Origin of the sequence: Gemella sp. oral taxon 928 (genome assembly GCF_001553915.1) — a bacterium.
GTDB classification, from domain to species: domain Bacteria; phylum Bacillota; class Bacilli; order Staphylococcales; family Gemellaceae; genus Gemella; species Gemella massiliensis.
Window position 1 is genome coordinate 539,813 of sequence record NZ_CP014233.1, and the last position, 24,102, is coordinate 563,914.

A 24,102-nucleotide genomic window follows, 5' to 3' on the forward strand; every position below is an offset into this window, starting at 1 on the left:
AAGGATATAATAAATTAGATTTTTTCTATTTTTTCAATATTTCTCATGTATGGGCGTAAAACTTCCGGTATTGTGATAGAACCGTCTTCATTTTGATAGTTTTCGATAATTGCTGCTAAGCATCGACCGACAGCTAAACCTGAACCGTTTAACGTGTGTATAAATTCTATTTTTTCGGTGTCTTCACGTTTAAAACGCATATTAGCACGTCTTGCTTGGAAGTCGGTACAGTTAGAGCAAGAACTTATTTCTTTATAAGCATTATAGCTTGGTAACCATACTTCAATATCATAGGTTTTTGCGCTAGAAAATCCGGTATCACCTGAGCATAGCGTGATAACACGATATGGTAGGTTTAATTTTTTTAATATATTTTCTGCATGTGAAGTCATGATTTCAAGTTGTTCATATGAATTTTCCGGTTTAGCAAAGCGAACCATTTCAACTTTATTGAATTGATGAAGACGAATTAAACCTCGAGTATCACGCCCGGCACTTCCGGCTTCTGAACGGAAGCAAACACTAAATGATGTAACTGCTTTCGGTAACATATCTTCGCTTAGTATTTCACCGTTGTAGTAGTTTGTTAAAGGAACTTCAGCAGTTGGAATAAGCGTTAATCCTTCTGATTCTATTGTATAAACGTCTTCAACAAATTTAGGAAACTGTCCGGTACCGAATAATGAATTACGATTAACTAATTGTGGAACCATAAATTCTTCATAACCATGTTCTAGAACATGAGTATCCAGCATAAAATTAATTAAGGCACGTTCCAGTAATGCTCCGGCTTTTTTATAGAATACAAAACGGCTACCGGCTATTTTAGCAGCACGTTCAAAGTCAACAATATCCAGTTCTTCGACAAGATCCCAGTGTGCTTTCGGTTCAAAGCCAAACTCTCTGACCTGACCGATTCGACGTACTTCGATATTTTCGTCTTCATCTTCACCTATTGGTGTTTCATCAGAAATTAGATTAGGAATACGAATAATTTTTTCGTTGACTTCATCAGAGATTTGTTTTACTTCAATATCTAATGCAGTAATTTCATCAGATACGTTTTTCATATCAGTTATAACATCACTGGCATCTTCACGTTTTCTTTTTAAAATAGCGATTTCTTCACTTTTTTTATTACGAAGTGCTTTTAGGTCTTCTACTTTAACAAGAAGAGTACGACGTTTTTTATCAAGATCGATTAATAAATCGACAACATCTGTTTCGAGGTTACGAGCCGCTAATTTTTGTTTAACCATTTCAGGATTTGCTCTAAATAGTTTAATATCTAACATAAATATTTCTCCTTTTTTATTTATTAGTAGCTTAAGTGATAAAATAAAAATCCCCTGCGTTTATTAAAACGCAAGGGACGATTAATTTTCACCGTGGTTCCACCCAAATTTAATCCGTTGGATTCTTTAAAACATCAATTTGATAAAAGTTATAGTAGAATTTTAAAATATGACTTAGATATTTTCACCAACCATATCCTCTCTGTAAAGTATTTAGATTAAAACATGTCTATAATCAAATTATATATTTATTTAGATTTATTCTACCATATTTGTAGTAAATGTCAAGTATTTTTAGCCATTTAATTGAGTTTTTTCAAAAGTAGCCAGTGCTTGTAAATATCCATCGGTCGCTGTTACGTGCCAAGCTAGGCTGACTTCTCTGAAATTATTAAGCCATGCTAAAACTTTTCTTAATTTAGCAGGATTTTTAGCTAAAACGACTTTTGCTTTGTTTTCCAATTCGGTTATTTTGTTATTAACAACAGCTTCATCAATGGTTCCTTTTACTTTTGGAATTTCAATATAAGGTATTTTATTTTGGTTGTATAATCTCCATCCCGGACTTTTTATCGGATAATAGTGATTGTGATCACCATGATTAACTATCATTTGTCCGTCTTGAACTTGGATATGTTCAACCGTTGTATTCATGCTGGTAGCCAGTGCGGTAATTTCTTTTTCAAAATCTGCTTCTAAGTCATCGCTCATCGCCGGAACGGTTATGTCACTAAGTACCAATCGTTTGACAGTACCTTTGTAGTTAAAGACTAATGTATTATTTTCGACTTTAATGTCAGTTTCTTTTATTCCGTAGAATAGGGCGATATAATTTTTCTTTTTAGCTAAAGTTTCTTTATCGGTAGTGGTTGAACCGTTTTCTTTGTTTGCTAAAAATTTCTTAGCTTGTTCTAATTGTTCAGCGGTTAAATCCGATTTTTTAACAAAATGATTGTGATCGCCATGTTTTACAATATAGCCGTCACCTTCTTCACGAATTATATTATTAACATCAAATTCAAATTTATGTTCTTCGTTTTCATCGTGGTGAGAGTTTTGATTTCCTTGATTATCATTATTATGCGATGTTTGATTATTAGTTAAACGTTCTTTAACATCTTTGCGTATTTCATTAAGTTGTTTTTCTAAGCTGATTAATTTATTTTTACTTTTATCTATACTGTATGTAATATCAAGATCAATGAGACGCGCTTTTTGTTTTAATTCGTCAGCAATTTTAGAATCTAATTTTTTCTCATTTTTAAGTTTTAAAATTTCTTCTTGAAGTTTTTTTGCTTCATTGGTAATATAATCGGCAGATAGTGTGTAGTTATCTTTAACATCACCGCCGTCAACTTTTTCGAAATTATCTGCTATACCTTTAGGAATCTTTTTCCCGCTAGGAATGGTTAATTCTTCTTTTGATATATTATTATGACTAATATCTAAATATTCAAGTGTTTTGTTTTTTTCTTTTAGCACTAGTGTCGATACATAATTATTAGACATTGTTAAATATTTTAATGCAGTAAGGTTGTTCACATTTTCCAGTGTTGTGATTTTGTTATTACTTAGTGTTAAATTAACTAGTTTGTTGTGTTTATTTGTTGGAAGTTCGCTAATTTCATTATCGCTTGCATCAAGATTTTCAAGTGATGTTAATTTATGTATGTTATTAATATTATCCAGTTTGTTGTTTTTAATTTCCAAACTTGTAATAGTATTGTTCTCAAAGTCTAAACGATCTATATTATTGTTATTTACTTCAACTGAATCTAAACTTTTAGCATTTTTAAGATGCGAAAGGGTGGAAATTTTATTATTATTTGCTACCAAGTTTTTTAATTTAGGTAGGTTGGAAACAACACTTAAATCACGAATATTACAGTTATTTACCGTTAATTGTTCAAGGTTATTATTTTTAAGTGTAGCAAGTTCTAAACCGCCGTTATTAGATAAGAATAAGCGACTTAACTCAGGTTTATTATTAAAGGCATCAAGTTTTGTAATATTATTATTTTCCAAACTTACCGCTTTTAAGTGTGTTAAATCTTTTAGAGCGGAAATATCGCTAATTTTATTGTTATCAAGGTTTAATGATTCCAAGTTTTTAAGATTTTTAAGAACATCAATATTTTTAATATTATTTCCGGCTGCGGCTACTAATTTTAGATTAGGATAATCTTTTAAGAACGAAATATCATCAACATCATTTTCGGAAAAGTCAATTCCTTCCAGTGTTGGTATATTTTTAATAAATGAATAGTCTTTAATACCGGTTTTTGATACATATAAGTGTCTTAATTTTTTGAATTTATAAACCGGTGTAATATCGTCAATCGGTGTAAATCCTACACCAAGAACTTCAATGTTAGGCATAAGGTCAAGACCTTTACGTTTTAGTGGGTCTTTATTTTGTCCTATATTTAGATATTTGACAGTTTTTAACCATTCTTTCATTTTTTCTGTATCAGTTTCATGAGTAGGGAAATCGGTATCCGCAGAAGCATGTTGAATATCATGGATAATATCATCGTCAAAACCTAGTTTTTTAAGTGTATCGGCACCGGCATTGTGATGTGGATCTTCTATCGGTTTAGAAGTATCAATGTCTTTTGCTAAGATAGTATGACTGTGATCGCCATGCGGATATACTAATGCTTTTCCTTTGTCGGTATCAATAACTTTAATAGTAGATGGGTCGATATTTAACGATTTTGCTAAATAATTGATTTTTTCTTGTAGTGATTTATCTTCATCTGTGTCATTAGGTTTTGTGTTATCTGCTGTATTGTCGATAACAATATCTTTTAACAACGTTGTTTTACCTTTAAATTCAATTGCATTACCTTCATTTGTCACAACAAAATGAAATTCTTTAGCATCAGCATTATTTTTACGTGCAAGGTAATTAATTTTTTTAGTTACTTCTTGCTCCAGTTTTGCATATTCATCTTTTGCTTTATCTTTATATTCACTAGGAATTAAGTTTTCAAATTTACTATTAACAAGTTGGTAATAGTAGATAAAATGTTCATGTTTGCCATGTTTTACTGAAATTCCGGAAGAAGTAGTAGTGATTTTGTCGTTTTCGCTCAATAAAAATCCGTCGCTTGTGGTAAAATGAATTCCCGGGAATTTTAAGATGCTGTTAAAATCTTTTTTGTCATCTTGTGTGGGTGTATTCGGTTTAGGTTTATCCGGTGTTTGTGTGCCGTTATTGGAATTATTATTTTTTTTCGGAATATAATGATAATGGTCACCATGTTTAACAATATAACCATTTTCATCTTCAGAAACAACATCTTTAGGATTAAAAGTGTAGTTATCTTCTGTAGAAGGTACAGAAGGTGTGTTATTATGATTATGAGATGGTGTTGAAGGTGAAGATAATAGATATTCCCATTTTGTGCCACGTAACTGGCTATATGGAATAAAGTGTTGGTGATTACCGTGACGAACGATAAAACCTAAACTATTTCTGCCTATAATATCACGTTCTCCTTTGAAAATATAACCGTCACTTGTGGGTGTGGTAATTCCGGCTGTTGACGATGCTAATACTGTATTGACACCGTGTTTTTTTGCTTGTGCTAATTGTTGGGCGGTTAAATCACTTTTTTTAATATAGTGGAAGTGATCGCCGTGACGAACTACATAGCCGTCAGCAGTTTCACTAACAATATCTTTAGGATTAAAAGTGTAGTTATCTTCTTTTTCACCTTCGGAATGGCTATGATGATGTGAATGTGCTGTTATTTCTCTTGCAGTTTTTTCGTCAACAACATTTGTTTGGGTTACTCCCTTTTTAGGGTAGTAGTAAAATTTACCATTTACTTTAATAACATAACCTTGAGCTAATTCGTATTGAATATCTTCATCTTTAAGGACGTATTTATCATCTTTATAAACAAGAGATTCTAAAATTTTGGCATTATATGGTACAAGCCCTTTTACAAAATGGCTATGATCACCATGTAAAGTAGCATAACCGTCTTCAGTTATTTCACTTACAACGACAGTGCTGATTTTATCGGCATAGTTTATTTTTTTCGCTTGTGCTATGTTGTGGATTGGTTGATGAGGATAATTATTAGAATATTTGCCATATTCATATCCGGCAAAGGCTGATAATCCAATGACAACCGTACCACATGCACCTGTAATAATTATTTTTTTCTTATTATTTTTTGTCATAATAACTCCTTTTAGTTTTTTAATTCAAAATTATTCCGATTTAGTATATCATAAATATTTTGTTTTGTAAATAGTATTGTTTCCGATTTAAAATTATATTCCTAAAGTTAGTAAATATTTAAAACCTATATTATTAGATAATTCGTTTTAAAGGATATATTTAACTTTTTATTTTATACATACCTTAAAATGTATTAGTACAAAATATTTAGAAATAGGTTGAAAATAAGTGGAAAATATGATTTTTATTTTGGGATATGTTATAATAATTCGTATATTAAATAATTAGAAAGGAACGGTAAATATGACAAAATTTGATTTTAGAAAATTAGTGGATGTAGAGTATTTATCGCAAAATAGAGATAACGATAATCTTGTCGTGATTGATGCACGCGGCGGAATGTTGGAAGAAGGTGCATTAATGTATGATAGAGCAACTGTTGTCGATTGGACGAATATTAGTTTGCTTGGAGAGTTCGGAGGGGAAGAATTAGGGAAATTATTAACTAAGGAAAATTATCAACAAATTTTTTCAAAACTTAATATTACCCCTGATTCAGAAGTAATAGTTTACGGATTTACAATGCCCGATCAAGGTTTTGGTGATGAAGGGCGTATTATATATACATTTAATTATGTAGGCTTCGATAATGTGAAAATAATTGACGGTGGATTTAAGCAAGTAGAAAAATTAGGTTTTAATAAAAAATATAATCCGAAACAAGATAGAATAGATGTAAGTGATATTGAAAGAAAAGAGGCTGTTAATAATAGAAAAGCTATTTTTACAGATGAACTGTTATCTTTGATAGGAAAAGAAGATGTTCAAATTATTGATACACGTTTGGAAGTAGAATATAATGGAAGAGTAATTTATGGAGAAAATAAAGCAGGGCATATACCTAATGCTATATCATTGCCGTTTAATTCATTAGTAGATGAAAATGGTTTTATAAAAACAAGAACAGAGTTGGAGAAGTATGTAGAAAACAAAGGGTTGGATAAACATAAACAGTTGATTACATATTGCACTACCGGTGTTCGTGCTGCGTATGTTGCAATTATTTTAGAAGAATTAGGTTATAGTGTAAGAAATTATGAACCTTCATTTGCAAAATATGCCAATGTTGGAGAAGTAGAAAATAAGTAAATAGAGTATAGGAGCAATATATTATTATGATAAGAAAAGCTACTAAAGAAGATAAGAAGGTACTTGAAGGGCTTGGTGAGTTTATTGAATCATTGGAGATTGATATACTAAAAGAAGTATCGATGAAAACATTTCAAGAAATTTTAAATTACGTTTTTGAATCGGAAGAAGATAGGTTTAGTCATAAATATTGTACAGTTTACGAAGAAAATGGGGAAATACTTGGATTTTCATTTGGTTACCATTATAATAAATTAGATGAAATGAGAGATTTTTGGTTTAATGATGCAGGGAAAAGGTTTGATCTACAACCTGAAACAATTATTTTTGATTATGATGAATTGCTGCCTAATGAATATTATTTGGATACATTGTATGTTTTTAGCGACAGTCGTGGAAAAGGTGTTGGCAATAAGTTACTTACGCAGTTTGTAAAAGAGAACTATAGTTTAAAAAGTCTAAATGTGGCACAATCGAATCATGGAGCAAGAAGACTGTATGAAAGTTATGGTTTTAAAAAAGATTGTGAAATATATATCGGTCATGAACATTATGATCATATGATTGTAAAAAAATAATATATTGAAAGTGGAATAAAGTTAAGAACATTTTCTTTATTCCACTTAATTTATATTTAATTTTATGCTTTAGTGCTTGCTACTGGAGCGTGTGTTTCATAATCCCATTCTGTCTTATCTTTATCAAACGGAATAAATACAGAAATTACCGTACTTAATATCAATAAGAAGAAGTACCATAAATATGGTATTAAATGAACGGGAGCGACTGCTCCGTTAGAATAGCTGGTTACCATCAATGCTTGTGCTCCATATGGAATAAGACCTTGAGTAACACAGGCGGCTACGCAGACGATACTTGACATTTTTCTAGGGTCAACTTTGAAATTTTTAGAAACGTCGCCAAGAACTGCTCCGGTTATAATAACCGATACAGTATTGTTGGCTAAAGCGATGTTAACAATCATCATCATTAATAATGATACGATTTGTGCAGATTTTTTTCCTTTTATAAATTTTTTCAAGTTAACATTTAGCCATTCTATACCCCCGTGTTGCTGAACCATATAAGCAAGCCCACCGATAAGTAAAGAGAATATTAATACATCGATGACTCCCATAAACCCTTCATTAATACTGGTAGTAAATTTTAAAAGGGTAAAGTCTTTGGTTGCAATACCAATCATACCTGATAAAATAATTCCACAGGTTAATACCATGAAGACGTTGACGCCGATCAAGGCGACGACTAAAACAAAAATATATGGAATAATTTTTACAAAACTGAAGTCACCTATATTAATGTTCCCGATATCTTTTGGAGAACCGAAAACAAGTAGTAAAATCACGGTTAACACGAAAGCTGGGACAACTAATTTTAGATGATTTTTAAATTTTGAATTAATATCTATATTTAAGATTTTAGTTGATGCAATAGTTGTCATAGAGATTACAGTTAATCCGTCCCCAAACATTGCACCGCACAAAAGAGTAGCGAGCATCAATGCAGGAGAGATGCCGGTTTTACTGGCAAGCTCAAAGACTATTGCTCCCATGGTAGCGACGGTACCGACGCTTGTTCCGATAGAAAAGGAAACGAAAGAAGCAATAATAAATACTCCGGCCGCTAAAAATTGAGGTGGGATGTATGTTAGTCCAAGGTTAACAACAGAATCTACGCTACCCATATTGGCGGTAACTTTTGAAAAAGCACCTGCCAACAAGAAAACAAGACACATAATAATAATGTTGGACTCCCCACAACCTGCAACAAGTTGTTCAAATTTTTTATTAACTGAATCTCTAAATAAAATAAAGGCTGCAATAATACCGACAATAGTAGAAATATAAGCGGGAACGGTGTAAAATCCTAACTTATCTCCATTAAGTGTTAGGATAATACCGACCCCTAAATACATACCAACGAATATTATAAATGGCAATAAAGCCAATCCATTGGGTTTAATTTTGTTATTCTCATTCATAATAATTTTTCCCAAGGGGTGATTTTGAAATCACAACTAGGATAATATAACTTATTTATTTTGTCAGTGAAATCCTTTGTGATTTCACCCCAATACAATTTGTACAACAAATTGATACCTTTCTAATTTATAATTGTTATTTTTAATCAAAATATTTTAAATAATCAACAGCTTTTTCTAATAGGGTAAAGCCTGAGCGTCTGCCCGGAACCCATTTTTTAAGACCTTCCATGTCCATCATTTCTTTATGTTTAGGATTGTTATAATCCATAGCAGAAAGAATTTGTTCCCATTTTTCTAATAGATCTTTAGGGAATCCTTCTCTTACAGAGAATATACAGTGGTCATATAGTCCGGTAGTAGAACAAACTATAATTTGGTTAGGATCTAATTTACCGCTAAGTTCCCATGAACGACGGTTATTATCAGTTGTTACACAAGCATCTACTTCACTGCGTCTTAGTGCTTCCAATGCATCATACTCTCCACCTTCGTGGTCACCGTCTAAACCTAAAGCAACATCAAAAGTTACTTCTTTGTAATCTTTATTATACTCAAGGCCGTTTTCTCTAAGATGTTGAATCGGTATCAAACGGGCTTGAGGTGAATCAACGGCTCCGAAGCCGATTGTTTTTCCACGTAAATCTTCGGTAGTTTTTATACCGCTGTCTTTTTTAGTAAGGAAACAACTGGTTCTGTCTTGGTCAGTATCTCTCATATAGCTATAAGTAGCTTTTGAGTTAGATTTTATGTCACACTCAACAAATGCTAAAGGAGAGTTCCAAATAATATCTACTTCGCCGTCTAAAAGTGCTTTATCTTGAGAACGATAATCTTTGAAGAATACTGTTTCAATTTCCATGCCGGCTTCTTTAAAATAGTCAGCGATAATTCCCCAAATAACAGTTACCTGTGGAGCATAAACAACAGCTCCTACTTTTATCTTACTCATAACAATAATTCTCCTTGTTTTCTCTTTTTAAATTATAAATATAGTATGGTTTATTTCATGATTGCTAAATAATCTAAGTCAGCAAGTAATCTACCAAGCCAAATACGAAGTACATCAATACCGGGAGCCATAACTTGACCCGCTAGAGAATCACGCATTAAGCGTTCCATAGGTAGATGATTTCTAACATATCCGATACCGCCACAAACACGCATTCCTTCGTGCCCATTTTCAACAGCTGCTTTTGTAGATGTAACACGTGCTGCGATACAATTTTTAAATGCGTCTTCATCATTATTATCAACGCTACGAGCAGCTGAGAACAGTGTTTCACGTGCAGCATAAGCTCTTGAATATAAATCACCTAAATGAGTTTCAACAGTTTCAATTTCGGCTAAAGATTTTCCGCTTGTATATTTTCTTGATGTTGTGTATCTAACAGCTTCATCAGCAATAGCCATAGAAATTCCGGCACAAGCCGATGCAAGACCGACAACAAAGATAAGTCTGTCGCCGTCACCGTTACCGTCTATTTTATAGAAATGGTCAACTTTAGTATCTTTTAGATACATTTGTTCCGAAACATTTCCGCGTAAACCGACACCATTCCAACCGGCTTCATCAAATGTTAAACCGTTGCTGTCAGCAGGAACAAGCCACAAATTAATAGTGCCGTCCACAACGGATTTTGTAATAGTTAAATAATAATCTGCTTCACGTGCAGTAGTTACGAAGCTTTTTTTACCATTTAGAATAGAGTAACCGTCATGCGGTTCTTCTGTCATATCAGGTTTGTAAAAATGTGTGCCTGATCCGGTTTCACTGTAAGCTAATCCTAAGATAATTTCTCCGCTAGCAACTTTCGGTAAAATTTCCTGTTTTAATTCTTCGCTGGCATATAATGATAGACAGTATGAACCTACATTACTCATCATATAGCATAATGAAGCGGAAGCACAACTTTCGGCTAGACCGGTACATACTTCGGCGTGAGCTAATACCCCTTTACCTTGTCCGCCGTATTTAGTAGGGATAACCAGTCCAAAATATCCGGCATCTCTTAGCGCTTGAATTCCTTCTTTTGGGAAACGACCTTTAATGTCAACATCTTTTGCTTCCGGTAATAGATGAGTTTTCCCGAATTCTTTTGCGGTGTTATATAATGTGTCCATTATTGAATTCTCCTTAAAAATTATATTAAATTTATAAATTGCATGATTGGTTATTCTTTAGCTAAAGTATTATATTATATCACTGCAGTTTTATTGTACAATTAAAATAAAACATTGTCAATAAATATTAAAAATATGTATGTATTATTAATATTATATTTTAAAACATAAAAAATTAGCTCATCTATACACTGAAAGGCTATATAATCAAATTTTATAAAATATCATATTAAAAATATTTTTTTAATAGGTATTTAATATATATCGCTAATGCTGTTTTTTCTAAAGATACTACTGTAGTTTTATAGGTATAAAAGTTTGTAATTAACATCTTTTAAAATAAACTCATATAGCAGATGATAGGTATAGTAAATTTTAAAAAATATTTTTAAATATTATAGCAATATTTTTGCAATATTGTAATGAAAACTGTTATAATTGTAAATAATTATATTATATAAGGAGGAATAATATGACAGAATTATTAAGAAAAGATCAAAAACCGGAAAATACATGGGATTTATCCTCAATATTTTCAACTGACGAAGATTTTTGGAAAGAATTTAAAGCTGTGGAAAATTTTATCCCGCAAATCAAAAATTACCAAGGGAAAGTAGCACAAGGCGCAAAAGAATTGTTAGAAGTTTTTAAAACTACTGAAGAGTGGGGGTTAAGACTTGAAACGATATTTATTTTTGCACATCTTAGAAATGATCAAGACAGCACAGATGCTGTGAATAAAGAAATGTATGCTAAAGCTAGCGGTTTGGTTGCACAATATGGTGCGGAGTGGTCGTTTTTAACACCGGAATTATTAGCTGTTGATGAAAATAAATTAAACAGCTATTTAAACGAATTAGATGATTTAAAAATATATAAATTTGAATTAGAAAAAATTAATAAAAAACGTCCGCATACATTGGATAAAGAACAGGAAAAACTTATTGCAATGGCGAGTGAGGCACTTAATGCCAGTGATGAAACATTTGCAGCTTTAAATAACACTGATGTAATATTTGATGATGTAAAAGACAGTGACGGTAATGAACATACTTTAACTCATGGTACTTATGGTGCGTATATGGAAAGTCCGGATAGAGAACTGAGAAAAAATACTTTCTTTTCATTATATAGTTATTTTGAAAAACATATAAATACACTGGCATCTACTCTGGGAGGAAATTTAAAAGCGAAAAAATACCGTGCGGATACTCATAAATATGTTTCTACACGTAACCATGCTTTATCAGAAAATCTTATCCCGGAAGAAGTTTATGATAATTTAGTATCGGTTGTTAATAGTCATATTGATGAATTGCATAAATACTACAAACTTCACAAAAAAGTAATCGGTTATGAAGATTTTAGATTATATGACAGATCAGTTTCGATGATTGATGGAGAACCTATTAAATTTACCTTTGAAGAAGCACGTGATATTGTGCTGGAGGCGGTAAAACCAATGGGTGAAGAGTATGTCAATGATATGCGAAAAGCATTTGAAGAGCGTTGGATTGATATTTATCCAAATAAAGGGAAACGTTCAGGTGCTTATTCATGGGGAGGTTATAAGACAAAACCGTTTATCTTATTGAACTTTGACGGTACATTAAATGATGTTTACACATTAATTCATGAGTTAGGTCATTCTATGCACTCTTATTATACAAGAAAACATCAACCGGTGGTTTACGGCGGATATTCAATTTTTGTTGCAGAGGTTGCGTCTACATGTAATGAAGCATTATTAACAGAATATTTGTATAATAAATTCGAAAAAGAGGGTAATAAAGAAGCGATGCTAAGAGTACTTAACCAAGCATTGCAAGGTTTTGTTGGAACAGTATTCAGACAAACTCAGTTTGCAGAATTTGAACACATGATGAACCGCCATTTACAAAATGGTGGGGCATTAACGGCAGAGTTTTTAAACACGGAGTATCTAAAACTTATTAAAAAATATTACGGTGATGTATTTGAATATGATGAGGAAATTAAATATGAGTGGTCAAGGGTACCGCATTTTTATTATAACTACTACGTATATCAATATGCAACAGGATATTCGGCTGCACAAGCTCTATCACGTTTAATTTTGGAAGATAGTAAAAATGCAAAAATATATATTGATGAATTTTTATCAAAAGGGGATTCGAATTATCCTATAGCTGTTTTAAAAAATGCCGGTGTAGATATGTCTAAGCCGGAAGCTATTGAATCGGCATTACAAGATTTTGCAGAAAAAATAGCTAAATTTGAAAAATTATATTTTGAAAAATAAATATTAGTACAAAAACATCGACTTGGGGTTTCCGGGTCGATGTTTTTACAAGGTTTACCTTAAAATTTTTTTAGTGTGATTATTACCAATTCTATTTGATTGTTTATTCTAAGTGGAAATGAACTGTTACCTAAACCACAAGAAACAACCAGAGTTGTATTATTTTCTTTATATATTCCTTTTGAATATTTTGGGAAAAATCCTTGACTTGGGGAAAATACTCCGCCGATAAAAGGAATTTGCCATTGTCCGCCATGTGCATGACCGGAAAGAACTAAGTTGAAGCCTGTGAGGACGTAATTTTTAATTTTTTCCGGGCGATGCGATAGAAGGATATTAAATTTATCATTAGAGTGTAAGTTATTTAACTTAGTATTAAAAGAGTTTCTATGGTCTAAAGATTTTTTAAAAAAGTTGTAATCTTCAACACCTGCCAAATTTATGTTTTCATTTTCTTTAGTAAGAAAAACATTAGAATTGTTTAAATTGACAATTCCAAGTTTAGCTAAAATAGTTTTAAGTTTTTCATATTCATCAGGAAGTCGTAATTCATGATTACCGGAAACAAAATAAGTCGGTGCAATCTCAGATATTTGGCTGAGAATATTGTAAACACAGTCCATGTCATTTTTGTAACTATCAAGCATATCTCCGGTAATAACTATAATATCGGGATGTTCATTTTTTAATTTTTTTATAAAAATTAAATCACTAATGCCAATTTTAGCGGAGTGAATGTCACTAATGTGAGCGATTTTAAAATTATGAAAATTTTTCGGAAGATTTTTAAACGGCAAGTTAAAATGACTTAGTTTTAATTTTTTATTTTGTTTAATTAAAGAAGCGGCACTCACAATAGATAGTGCCAATGCTAATTTTTTATAATTCATGTATGTCCCCTTTATTATACTGTTTTCAATATATTTATTACAAATATTATAACATATGGGAACTTTATGATAAAATAAAAGATGATTAATTAGATTTTGAGGATTTAGATAATGATTAAGATTGATAAAATAGATAAATTTACGTTAAATAAAAAATATCCGCCAACGCCGGCACAATGGCAAGCTATAGGGATAGACGGTGCTGATATATTAGTAGCTGCGGCAGCAGGAAGTGGGAAAACGGAAGTTTTATCAGAGAGAATTTCAAGGAAAGTGGCAATAGATAGATGGGATATTGATAAAATTTTAGTACTTACTTTTACAACGGCGGCGGCAAAAAATATGAAAGTAAGAATAGAAAATAAAATAGCAGATAGATTGTTGAGTTTTGATAACGAAGAGGCTTTGCACTTTTTAAGAAAGCAGAGAATGTTGATGAATGATGCTTTGATAACTACGATAGATAGTTTTTGCTTGAGTGTATTGAGAAAATTTTATTATCTTGTTGAAGAAAATATTGACGGGGAAATGATTTATTTATCACCAAACTTTAATGTACTGCCAAATAGTAAGACCTTGTTAACTCAAGTAATAAATACAGTTTTAGAAAATACTGTGGAAATTTCTCCAAAATTAACAGATATTTTATTTACAGTGTTTAATGGAAAAAAGGATATTGTAGCTAGTTTACAAGATACTTATTATAAATTGCTCACAATTCCTAACTTTGAAAATTATTTGGAAAAAGAGTTTTTGATTAATATAAATTCAACGGTTAAAAATTTTGATGAAAGTGTCTTGTCTGAATTTAATTTGTTAACAGATTTAACAACGAATAATTCGTTGCAAACGGCAAGGCAATTTACAAAATATTTAGAAAGTTTTATAGAAAATGATAAAAATATTAGAAGAATAGAAGACATTGTTATTTCTGTCGATTTGAATAATGTAAAAAAAGAAAAAATATTCAATTTTTTTAGTGGAGATATAGAACAAGAAACGATTTTTGGTAGTAGAATAGAAAATAAGACTAAACTAAAGAAAATAGTTAATATTTTAGATGAAAATATTTTTCTAATGCAGGATACAAAACAAATTAATGCTCAGTTGCTTGAAACAACTTTTTTAGAATTAAAAAGTTATTCCGAAAAATTTAATATTTTAAGAAGTATAAAAGATTTTGCCTGTTCTTATCAAAAAATACTTAGAACAATTCATTTCGAGTTTGTAAAAACGAAGAGAAAAAGTAATTTTTTAGATTTTTCCGACTTAAATCATTTAGCAATAAAAGCTTTGACTAAAAAAGAAAATGGAAAAATGATATTAACGGCTGCTGCTAAATATTATCAAAAATATTTTTTAGAAATTTATGTAGATGAATATCAAGATAATAATAATCTTCAGGAGTATATTCTAAACATTATTCGTGGGGAGAATGTCTATTTTTTTAGAGTAGGTGATGTAAAACAGGCGATTTATGGGTTTAGAGGTTCAAATCCGGATCTTTTTGAAGAAAAATATAATAGTTATGAAAAGTTGAATATAGAAGACTACAGCATGGAAAAAGAATATCATTTGAAAACAACCAAAACCGGAATTTGTGTAATGTTGAAAGAAAATTTCCGCAGTGAAGTAAATGTTTTAAGTAGCTGTAACTATATTTTTAATCGACTTATGAAGAATTTTAACGCCGGAATTAGTTATGATAAAGAAAATGCTCTTTACTATCCGGCTGTTAAAGAAAAGACGAAATTAACAATACCGACAAAGATAATAAATGGTAAAATCGATTATTTTAGCGGTCAGGAAATTGAAAATAAAAAAGGATATAGAGAACAATCGATAAAAAATATCGCTTTTGAAATATTAAACGGTGTAGAACAAGGTAATAATTATAGTGATTATGCTATTTTAGTAAGAAATAGTACAAAAATGGCAAGTTTTAAAGAAATTTTTTCAAGTTATAATATTCCGCTGTTTTTTAAAGAGAAAGATGGATTTACTTCATCAAACACATTTAATATTCTTTATAATATTTTTAAATTTTTAGATAATACTAATAGAGATAGCAGCCTTGTGGCTATACTTCGTAGCGAACTTTTTTCTTATACCAATGATGAGTTATTGAAATTATCATTAAATAATGAAAAAACTTTTTATAAAAAATTAAAAATTAGTGATGAGGTAAAAGATAGACATACTATAAACATTTTAAATTCATGGCTGAATTACAGCCTTAATAATTCAATAAGAACTATCTTAGAAAAAATAGTCATCGATACAGATTTTATTAATTATTTGAGAACAGTTGATATAAATGATGAGGAAGTTGATTACTATGAGAATTTTTTAGATGTCGTTTATGAATATGAAAATGTAAATAATAATTTGAGTGATTTTATTGTGTATTTGGAAAATATAAGAGAACAAGAGAAGTTTGAAACTAAGAAGAGAGTTTCAAATAATAGCGTAACGTTATCTACTATCCATATTTCTAAGGGATTGGAGTATAAGTATGTTTTTATCGCTGATTTAGATACCGATTTTAACAATCAAGGTTTTAGCGGCGAAGTATTATTCACTTCTGAATTTGGGTTTAGTGTTGATGTGGAAAATATAGCAACCAAGCATAATTATGAATATCAGAGCGTTTTTCCTGTTAAGTTGTATAAATTAAATGCACAGTTAATAAAATTAAGAGAACGTGAGGAAGAAATAAGAAATCTTTATGTAGCGTTAACAAGAGCGGAGAAAGGTTTGTATTTGGTAAGTCCAAACGGTATTATGCTAAATGACGAAGAAAAAAAACAAATAAGTGTAACCGGTAGCGTTTTTGAAGCAGTAAATTTTGAAGAAATATTAAGCGTTGTCTTGAGTAATTATAATAACGAAGATCGTGCAGAAAATGAATTAACGGCGGAGTTTGAATATTATGAACCTAATCAAAATAAGAAAGTATTTTCCGTTGAAAATGAGAGAGAAGTTAATTTTGTTGAAATTTATAAAGAATTGGAAGTCGAAAATAAAGATAAATTAATTAAACAAAAGACTAACAAAATATTTCCGGCGAAAACTTCATATAGTGCTATGAAGAAAATTAATAAGGATAAAGATGAGATAATAAAAAAAGATAATAAAGAAATCAATTACTTGGAATTATCTAACCTAAATAAAATAACTACCGCTACAAAAGCTTTACAACGGGGTAATATTATTCATAAATTGTTTGAAAGAATAGTACAAAGCGTCTTTGAGAAAGAGGAAATAATTGATGTTCAATCGTATGTAGAAAATTTAGTTAGAACGGATAATATTATCTATAATATAAAAAATAAAACTTTATTGACAAAAGAAGAGTATAATCTAATAAATAACGAAGATGATTTAACTAAAGTAAAAATGTTTTTAGAAAGTGAAGTGATCAGTTTTGTAAAAGATGCAGATACTTGTGAAACTGAATTGTCTTTTACAACATTAAAAAAAGCAAAAGAGCTTTATAATGAAAGTGAAAGCAATATTGAGGTAATACTTCAAGGTGTTGTCGATTTGTTAATTAATATAGATGGGCAATATTTAATAATAGATTATAAAACTGATAATGTTTCAAAGAAAAACGGTGAAAGTATTTTAGAAAAACGTCATGGTGAACAGTTGAAAATATATAAAGAAGCGGTAAAAAAATATTATAATTGCACTGAGGTGAAGACTTACATCTATTCTTACACTTTATCAAAATTAATAGAAGTGTAGAAATCAGGTGAGTTACATTTTGTGAATTTTTGATAAAATCTGTAAATTTCTTCTCATTGTTACTATAGTCTAAATATGATATAATAGTTATTAAAAATAACCGGACTTTATTTGGAGGTGAAATAGTGAAATATATAGTTTGTAACAGTCAGACGGCGGTGCTTAATAGAATGTATGATGAATTTGAAAAATGTTTAGAAGATGGTGCTGTTGTGTCGTTGCCGGAACAAATAATCGGCACGCAATTTATGAATAGAATGGTGGATGATTATAATGCCGGAAAGTATCGCTATAAACATATAACTCTTGTGGGACAAAGAGAGTTTGCAGATATAGATATAGAAGAAGATTTTGGATTATATCGTTATCTTAGAAAAGAATTAATAACAAAATTAGATTTGGATGCTAAGAATATTTATTATCCAAAATGTTTGGATAGTGAAAATAGTGAAGATGATATTGCTAAATATGAAGAGATATTGGCAGAAAATATTGCTGATGTAGCAATAGTATTTTTAGGTGCGGAAGGAACGATACTGGATTATAAATATATGAACGAAGAAAATAAACGAGTTCATTTGTTGGAGTTTTCTAAGGAAGATAAAACGCAGTTACAAAAGTCCGGAATTCAACTTCGAGGAAATAAACTAATAAGTATCGGATATGAAAATTTACTATCAGCAAGAAGTTTATTTATAGTTGTTTTAGGAGCTGATAAAAGAGAGTATATGGTGGAGTTGTTTGAAAATGATCATGACGAACAAGAAACTATTTTATCACTTTTAAACGAGCATGATAATGTTTTTATTTTTACGGATAAAGAAGCAAGTTATAAATCGGAAGAAGAAGTAAATAGATTAATAAAACAGCGACAAAAACAGCTTTTAGCTAAACAACGTCGTGAAGAAGAAAAAGAAGCGAAAATTATAGAGAAAATACAGAGTGATGGAGAATATAATGAATGATTACCAGAGAATTATAAATTATGATTTCAATGATGTAGTTCTTGATAATAAGTTAGTAGTAAAATTTAAAATGAAAAAAACTTTTAGTGAATGGGACTTTATAAGTTTATTTTCACACAAACGTGGGGAGAGATTTATAATAAAAACACCTGATAGCAGAAGTTCTAAAATAGGAATAGGTTATGAAAAAACTTGGTTATTAGATTCAAATGATTTTTTGTCCAGTTTTGATAATAAAAATATTTTATCGGGTTTTGAAGAATTAAAAACACAGGTAACTTTTATTGATATTCATGAACATGATGAGGAATATTTCGGTTTATATGGCGGTGTTTCTGACGGTAGTAATAAAAGTACGCAGGAGTGGGTAGATTTTAGTGATACTTCTTTTGTAGTACCGGAAATTTTGGCTGTTTTTAAAGGGGACTTCGTATATTTCACCTTATTTTTTGATATGGAAGATGGTGTTGACTTTCTGGAGTTATGGCGAAAAAGAACGGAATTTTTAGAAAAATTGGTTTTTCAAGAAGAACCATTACTTAATGAACCTAAAATATCTGTAGTAAGAGATATTTATCCGGAAGTTTGGCAAGAAAATATAAGAAAAGCGTTATTAAAAATAGAACAAGGTGAGCTTAAAAGATTAGTATTACCAAGAAAAAATCAGATATTATTAGAAAATAGAACTTCACTTGCTGCTATAACAAAATATTTGCTTAATAAAAAGAGATATTTTATTGCATTTGAGATGAAAAAAAGCCTCTTTGTAACGACCAATCCTTTGGTATCGTTAGATGTTGATGATGAAGAATTAAAAGCGTACTTGTATTTAAAACAGGAAAATCTTTTTTCTGATAAAAGTGTTGTTATGTTTGATGAAAAGGATATATTTATCAGATACAAAGAAGAGTTTAAAGCTAAGTTTGAGAAAGATTTTGAAGTTTCGGATGACAAGATGTTAATGGGTAAAAAGTTAGATGTTTATGCTGTACTAAAAACAAGAATAATAAGTAAACAAAAGGCGATAAAGGCACTTAGTGTTTTATACCCGATTCCTCTATTAAAAGGTTATCCCGAAGTAGCTGCTGAAGAGTTTTTAAAAGAAAATTGTCCTACAGGATATGGTTTTTGGTATTCGCCTTTCGGTTATATTAATGCAAATTTAGATGCAAGGTTTTATACTTGCGGGAATACCATGATTGCATTAGAAAATATGATAACTTTATTTACCAGTATTTTATTATCAAAAGATGACAGTTATGATGAGGTTATAGAAAGAACAAATTCGATAGTAAGTTCAAGATTAAAATTATTTAATCACTAAGGAGGAAGTTATGAAATTAAGTACAATGCAAAAGGGTACTTTACTTACTATATCAGGAGCAACATGTTGGGGATTATCCGGGGTTTTAGGAGAATATCTTCTTAATATTTCTAAAATAGACTCTGTTTGGGTAATAGCTACACGTTTATTCTATGCGGGATTAATTTTATTAGCTGTAGTATTAATAAAAAATAAAAAGGTGACACTTAGAGTGTTTAAAGATAAAAAAGATGTTTTAAGGTTAATAAATTTTTCGTTTTTCGGTTTACTTATTTGTCAGGGAACATATTTTCTAGCAATAAAATATACCAATGCCGGAATGGCAACAGTTCTTCAATTTACAGGTCCGGTTATGATAATGGCATTTTATTGTGTTTTAAATAAACGTTTGCCGATGATCAGGGAAGCTGTAGCTATGATAACTTCATTGTTTGGTGTTGTTTTGATGGCTACTCATTTAGACTTTAATACATTATCTATTTCGGCAATCGGTTTGTTTTGGGGAATTTTCTCGGCGGTTGGGCTTGCCAGTTACAATATTTCTTCAATAAGACTTACCACAAAATATGGTGCAACAATCATAACTGCATGGGGACTTTTTATAGCGGGAACGATTGTTTATTTTGCGACAGGAAGTTATTATATACCGGCAGGATTTAGTTTAATTGACTTTTTATGTATAACCGGAATTGTCTTAATAGGAACTATCGCTTCATTTACCATGTATTTAGAGGGAATTAAATTAATTGGAGCGGTTACCGGTAGCATAATAGGTTGTTTTGAACCGATAGCGGCGATAATTTTTTCGTTTTTATTACTTGGAACAACATTCAGTAGTTTAGACTTGCTGGGAGCAGCCTTTATACTATCTGCCGTTGTGGTTTTAAGCAAAAGATAATACTTGCTTAATAAGAAAAATGAATATACAATAGGGTGAGAGTATTAGTAAGGTCTGATATTCTCATTATCACATTAAGGGGTAAATAAGTGTATTTTAACAATAATTATAAAAGAGAAAAGAGATTTTAACAAATGAATAATAATTATCAAACTTTTGACGATATGTATAAAAGTAAAACGACAAAGGAACTGACGCTTCTTGCAAAAAAACTAGGAGTTATTCGTTACTCTACCCTTAATAAAAAGGAATTAGTTCTTGCAATTTTAGAAAAGGAAATGGAAAAAGATAATAATTATTATATGACCGGTATTTTAGATGATATTCACCCGGACAACGGCTTTGGTTTTTTAAGGACGGTTAATTATAATAAAGGAGAAGCTGATATTTATGTTTCGGCATCACAAATAAGACGTTTTGAGCTTAAAAAGGGTGATGAAGTAACCGGAAAAGTTCGCCCTCCCAGAGAAAATGATAAATATTATGGGTTACTTCAAGTAGATGTTATTAATGGCGTTAATGCTGAAGAAATAAAATCACGCCCGCATTTTCAGGCGTTAACCCCTATTTATCCGGACAGTAAATTAGTTTTGGAAACTACAAAAGAAAAATTATCAACCAGATTTATTGATTTGGTAGCACCTATCGGTCTTGGACAACGTGGTTTAATAGTAGCGCCGCCTAAAGCGGGGAAAACTACTTTGTTAAAAGATATTGCCAATGCAATTAGAAAAAATTATCCAGATAAAAAATTAATTATTTTGTTGATTGATGAAAGACCGGAGGAAGTTACCGATATGGAACGTTCAGTAAAAGGTGCAGATGTAGTTAGCTCGACTTTTGATGAAACATCGGAAAATCATGTGAAAGTGGCAGAGCTTGTAATAGAGCATGCAAAACGTCGAGTAGAGTTGGGACAAGATGTTATTATTTTAATGGATAGTATTACACGCTTAGCACGTGCTTATAATATAGTTGAACCTAGTAGCGGTAAAGTGTTAACCGGAGGGATTGATCCGTCAAGTCTTCATAAGCCAAAGGCTTTTTTTGGAGCGGCACGTAATGTTGAAGGCGGTGGAAGTCTTACAATTATTGCAACAGCATTGATAAATACCGGTTCTCGAATGGATGATATGATTTTTGAAGAATTTAAGGGAACGGGTAATATGGAAATAGTTTTATCGCCTGAACTGGCATTAAGAAGGGTGTACCCTGCGATAGATTTTGCTAAAAGTTCAACCAGAAAAGAGGAGTTGTTATTAACAGAAGATGAAGTGAAAATTTTATGGCAAACACGACGAAAATTGGAAGACGTCAGTGAACCGACAATTGGTGTTTTAAATCATCTTAGAAAATATAACTCAAACAAAGATTATGTAGCAGAGATGAAGAAGTTTATTCGTGAATAGCTTATATTAATATTAGACAGTTATGCTAAGCTATGTTATAATCTATTTTATAATTGTTTTAGGAGGTTATGAGTGAACACGATAAAATTTTTAATTGATTTTGTGCTACATATAGATAAACATTTAGGTGAGCTTATGAATCAACATGGTCCATGGTGGTTATATGGAATTATATTTTTAGTAATATTTATAGAAACCGGTGTGGTATTTATGCCGTTTTTACCGGGGGATTCGCTACTTTTTGCTAGCGGTGCTTTGTGGGCGGCTACCGGAAATAATATTTTTTTATTGCTTATGCTATGTATTAGCGCAGCGGTAATAGGAGATAATTGTAATTATTTTATTGGAAGAAATTTCTCTGAATATTTGAAGAGCAGGTCATGGTTTAAAAAATTTGTTTCAGATGAGAACATAAAAGATGCCGAAAAATTTGTTGAAAAACATGGTGGGAAATCAATTTTTCTGGCAAGATTTTTTCCTATAATTCGAACTATAGTTCCTTTTATAGTAGGTGCCGGTAAAATGAAATATAGCAAATTCAGAACAATAGATTTTCTGGGTGGAACTTGCTGGTGTCTGCTGTTTGTTTCGGTAGGTTATTTCTTTGGGAACTTTGAAATTGTAAAGAAAAATTTTTCATTAGTGGTAATTGGAATAATTTTGATTAGTTTAGTACCGCTAATAATTGGAACATTAAAATCACGTAAAAAAGCATAGAAAAAAACTTCGTTAGAATCGCTACGGTTTTAATGAAGTTTTTGTGATTTTCTTTTAAATATAGTATATAATGAGATTATGAAAGACGACAAAGGAGATTAGTATGAAATTAGGAATTATTGGATCTGGAATGATAGTAAAGGATTTTCTTAGCATAGCAGATGAGTTACCGGAAATAGAATTAGAAGCAATAGTAGCACGAAATAGAGAAAATCTGGAAAAACTTAGTAAAGAATATAAAATAAAAAAAATATATACAAATATAGATGAATTTTTGACTGATAAAGATATTGATACTGTTTATGTAGCTATACCAAATAATATTCATTATAGTGTTGTGAAAAAAGCTTTATTGGCAAATAAAAATGTTATTTGTGAAAAGCCTTTTACATTGTATTATGAAGAAGCAAGAGAGTTATTTGAATTAGCTGAAAGTAGAAATTTAATTTTGATAGAAGCTATAACAAACCAATATTTAAAAAATTATTATGAGATAAAAAAAGCTGTAAAAGAAATAGGAGAAGTAAGACTGATTGAATGTAATTTTTCTCAGCTGTCATCTCGTTATAAGGATTTTAAAGAAGGGAAAATAGCACCTGTATTCAGCGAAGAACACGGTGGCGGTGTTCTTAATGATTTGAATATTTATAATATTCATTTTATTGTCGGGATTTTTGGAGAACCTCAAACCGTAAATTATTTTCCTAACATTATTAATGATATAGATACTTCGGGAGTTTTAGTTTTAATTTATGAAAAATTTAAAGCGGTATGTATAGCAGCAAAAGATACCTTTAATAATAGTTATGTTAATATTCAAGGGGATAAAGGTTTAGTACAGGTAACAGGTTCAACTAACGAAGTGTCAAACTATAGCTTAAAAACTAAGGATATAGTTAAGGATAATATTAATGATAACAGTCATAACCACAGAATGTATGCTGAATTTAAGAAAATTTCACAGGTAATAACGCAAAGAGATTTTGCATTTGTTAATAAACAAAAAAGACATAGTTTGTCGGTAATGAAGGTGTTGGATAAAGCCAAAAAATCAATCGGATAAAAATATAAAAAATTTCTTTTAAAACATCTCCGATTTA

Annotated in this window: 16 protein-coding genes; 10 read left to right on the forward strand and 6 right to left on the reverse strand. The window is 30.7% G+C overall.

Going from position 1 to position 24,102, the window contains the following annotated elements; all coding sequences use genetic code 11:
* Positions 1 to 14: 14 nt before the first annotated feature.
* On the reverse strand, positions 15 to 1,295 hold the full coding sequence (gene serS, locus AXE85_RS02380) for a serine--tRNA ligase (protein ID WP_062172975.1): 1,281 nt from the start codon (positions 1,293 to 1,295) through the stop codon (positions 15 to 17).
* Between the two features lie 294 nt (positions 1,296 to 1,589).
* Positions 1,590 to 5,492 carry a pneumococcal-type histidine triad protein gene (locus tag AXE85_RS02385; RefSeq protein WP_062172976.1) on the reverse strand — a complete coding sequence of 1,301 codons (3,903 nt, stop codon included), beginning with the start codon at positions 5,490 to 5,492 and terminating at the stop codon, positions 1,590 to 1,592.
* Positions 5,493 to 5,796: 304 nt separating this feature from the next.
* Between AXE85_RS02385 and AXE85_RS02390 the strand changes: the two genes are divergently transcribed.
* Positions 5,797 to 6,642 (forward strand): sulfurtransferase, encoded by an 846-nt coding sequence (locus AXE85_RS02390; RefSeq protein ID WP_062172977.1) that lies wholly within the window; start codon positions 5,797 to 5,799, stop codon positions 6,640 to 6,642.
* Positions 6,643 to 6,668: 26 nt separating this feature from the next.
* Positions 6,669 to 7,220, forward strand: a complete 552-nt coding sequence (locus tag AXE85_RS02395; protein ID WP_062172978.1) for a GNAT family N-acetyltransferase — start codon at positions 6,669 to 6,671, stop codon at positions 7,218 to 7,220.
* A gap of 62 nt (positions 7,221 to 7,282) precedes the next feature.
* Here AXE85_RS02395 and AXE85_RS02400 read toward each other — a convergent pair whose 3' ends face one another.
* From AXE85_RS02400 to AXE85_RS02410, 3 genes are all read right to left on the reverse strand, one after another.
* A complete protein-coding gene (locus AXE85_RS02400) occupies positions 7,283 to 8,644 on the reverse strand; it encodes a Na+/H+ antiporter NhaC family protein (RefSeq protein WP_062172979.1) in 1,362 nt (453 codons plus the stop codon).
* 142 nt (positions 8,645 to 8,786) lie between these two features.
* Positions 8,787 to 9,596, reverse strand: coding sequence for a phosphate/phosphite/phosphonate ABC transporter substrate-binding protein (locus tag AXE85_RS02405; RefSeq protein WP_062172980.1), 810 nt, complete (start codon positions 9,594 to 9,596; stop codon positions 8,787 to 8,789).
* 50 nt (positions 9,597 to 9,646) lie between these two features.
* Positions 9,647 to 10,768 carry an acyl-CoA dehydrogenase family protein gene (locus AXE85_RS02410; RefSeq protein ID WP_062172981.1) on the reverse strand — a complete coding sequence of 374 codons (1,122 nt, stop codon included), beginning with the start codon at positions 10,766 to 10,768 and terminating at the stop codon, positions 9,647 to 9,649.
* 472 nt (positions 10,769 to 11,240) lie between these two features.
* On the opposite strand from AXE85_RS02410, the gene pepF reads away from it, so the two are divergent.
* Entirely contained in the window at positions 11,241 to 13,049 is a 1,809-nt protein-coding gene (pepF, locus tag AXE85_RS02415) for an oligoendopeptidase F (RefSeq protein ID WP_062172982.1), read from the forward strand.
* 59 nt (positions 13,050 to 13,108) lie between these two features.
* Here pepF and AXE85_RS02420 read toward each other — a convergent pair whose 3' ends face one another.
* Entirely contained in the window at positions 13,109 to 13,939 is an 831-nt protein-coding gene (locus tag AXE85_RS02420; RefSeq protein WP_062172983.1) for a metallophosphoesterase, read from the reverse strand.
* Between the two features lie 111 nt (positions 13,940 to 14,050).
* Here AXE85_RS02420 and AXE85_RS02425 point away from each other — a divergent pair, with 111 nt between their 5' ends.
* From AXE85_RS02425 to AXE85_RS02455, 7 genes are all read left to right on the forward strand, one after another.
* Entirely contained in the window at positions 14,051 to 17,689 is a 3,639-nt protein-coding gene (locus tag AXE85_RS02425; RefSeq protein WP_062172984.1) for a UvrD-helicase domain-containing protein, read from the forward strand.
* Between the two features lie 125 nt (positions 17,690 to 17,814).
* Entirely contained in the window at positions 17,815 to 18,654 is an 840-nt protein-coding gene (locus AXE85_RS02430) for a 6-phosphogluconolactonase (protein WP_062172985.1), read from the forward strand.
* The gene (locus AXE85_RS02435; RefSeq protein WP_062172986.1) at positions 18,647 to 19,978 is read left to right on the forward strand and encodes a hypothetical protein; all 1,332 of its coding nucleotides are present in this window, start codon (positions 18,647 to 18,649) and stop codon (positions 19,976 to 19,978) included. Before AXE85_RS02430 ends, AXE85_RS02435 begins: the two co-directional genes overlap by 8 nt.
* A 10-nt stretch (positions 19,979 to 19,988) precedes the next feature.
* The gene (locus AXE85_RS02440; RefSeq protein ID WP_062172987.1) at positions 19,989 to 20,876 is read left to right on the forward strand and encodes a DMT family transporter; all 888 of its coding nucleotides are present in this window, start codon (positions 19,989 to 19,991) and stop codon (positions 20,874 to 20,876) included.
* Positions 20,877 to 21,010: 134 nt separating this feature from the next.
* Positions 21,011 to 22,285 (forward strand): transcription termination factor Rho, encoded by a 1,275-nt coding sequence (gene rho, locus AXE85_RS02445; protein WP_062172988.1) that lies wholly within the window; start codon positions 21,011 to 21,013, stop codon positions 22,283 to 22,285.
* A 72-nt stretch (positions 22,286 to 22,357) separates the two neighbouring features.
* Complete coding sequence (locus tag AXE85_RS02450) at positions 22,358 to 23,002, forward strand: VTT domain-containing protein (protein WP_062172989.1); 645 nt, start codon at positions 22,358 to 22,360, stop codon at positions 23,000 to 23,002.
* A 103-nt stretch (positions 23,003 to 23,105) separates the two neighbouring features.
* Positions 23,106 to 24,065, forward strand: a complete 960-nt coding sequence (locus tag AXE85_RS02455; protein WP_062172990.1) for a Gfo/Idh/MocA family protein — start codon at positions 23,106 to 23,108, stop codon at positions 24,063 to 24,065.
* Positions 24,066 to 24,102 lie beyond the last annotated feature (37 nt).

Coding starts and splice junctions, on each gene's coding strand:
- AXE85_RS02395 (WP_062172978.1), top strand. CDS start 6,669: ATGATAAGAAAAGCTACTAAAGAAGATAAGAAGGTACTTGAAGGGCTT.
- AXE85_RS02410 (WP_062172981.1), bottom strand. CDS start 10,768: ATGGACACATTATATAACACCGCAAAAGAATTCGGGAAAACTCATCTA.
- AXE85_RS02405 (WP_062172980.1), bottom strand. CDS start 9,596: ATGAGTAAGATAAAAGTAGGAGCTGTTGTTTATGCTCCACAGGTAACT.
- AXE85_RS02455 (WP_062172990.1), top strand. CDS start 23,106: ATGAAATTAGGAATTATTGGATCTGGAATGATAGTAAAGGATTTTCTT.
- AXE85_RS02400 (WP_062172979.1), bottom strand. CDS start 8,644: ATGAATGAGAATAACAAAATTAAACCCAATGGATTGGCTTTATTGCCA.
- AXE85_RS02425 (WP_062172984.1), top strand. CDS start 14,051: ATGATTAAGATTGATAAAATAGATAAATTTACGTTAAATAAAAAATAT.
- serS (WP_062172975.1), bottom strand. CDS start 1,295: ATGTTAGATATTAAACTATTTAGAGCAAATCCTGAAATGGTTAAACAA.
- AXE85_RS02440 (WP_062172987.1), top strand. CDS start 19,989: ATGAAATTAAGTACAATGCAAAAGGGTACTTTACTTACTATATCAGGA.
- AXE85_RS02435 (WP_062172986.1), top strand. CDS start 18,647: ATGAATGATTACCAGAGAATTATAAATTATGATTTCAATGATGTAGTT.
- AXE85_RS02420 (WP_062172983.1), bottom strand. CDS start 13,939: ATGAATTATAAAAAATTAGCATTGGCACTATCTATTGTGAGTGCCGCT.
- rho (WP_062172988.1), top strand. CDS start 21,011: ATGAATAATAATTATCAAACTTTTGACGATATGTATAAAAGTAAAACG.
- AXE85_RS02390 (WP_062172977.1), top strand. CDS start 5,797: ATGACAAAATTTGATTTTAGAAAATTAGTGGATGTAGAGTATTTATCG.
- AXE85_RS02385 (WP_062172976.1), bottom strand. CDS start 5,492: ATGACAAAAAATAATAAGAAAAAAATAATTATTACAGGTGCATGTGGT.
- pepF (WP_062172982.1), top strand. CDS start 11,241: ATGACAGAATTATTAAGAAAAGATCAAAAACCGGAAAATACATGGGAT.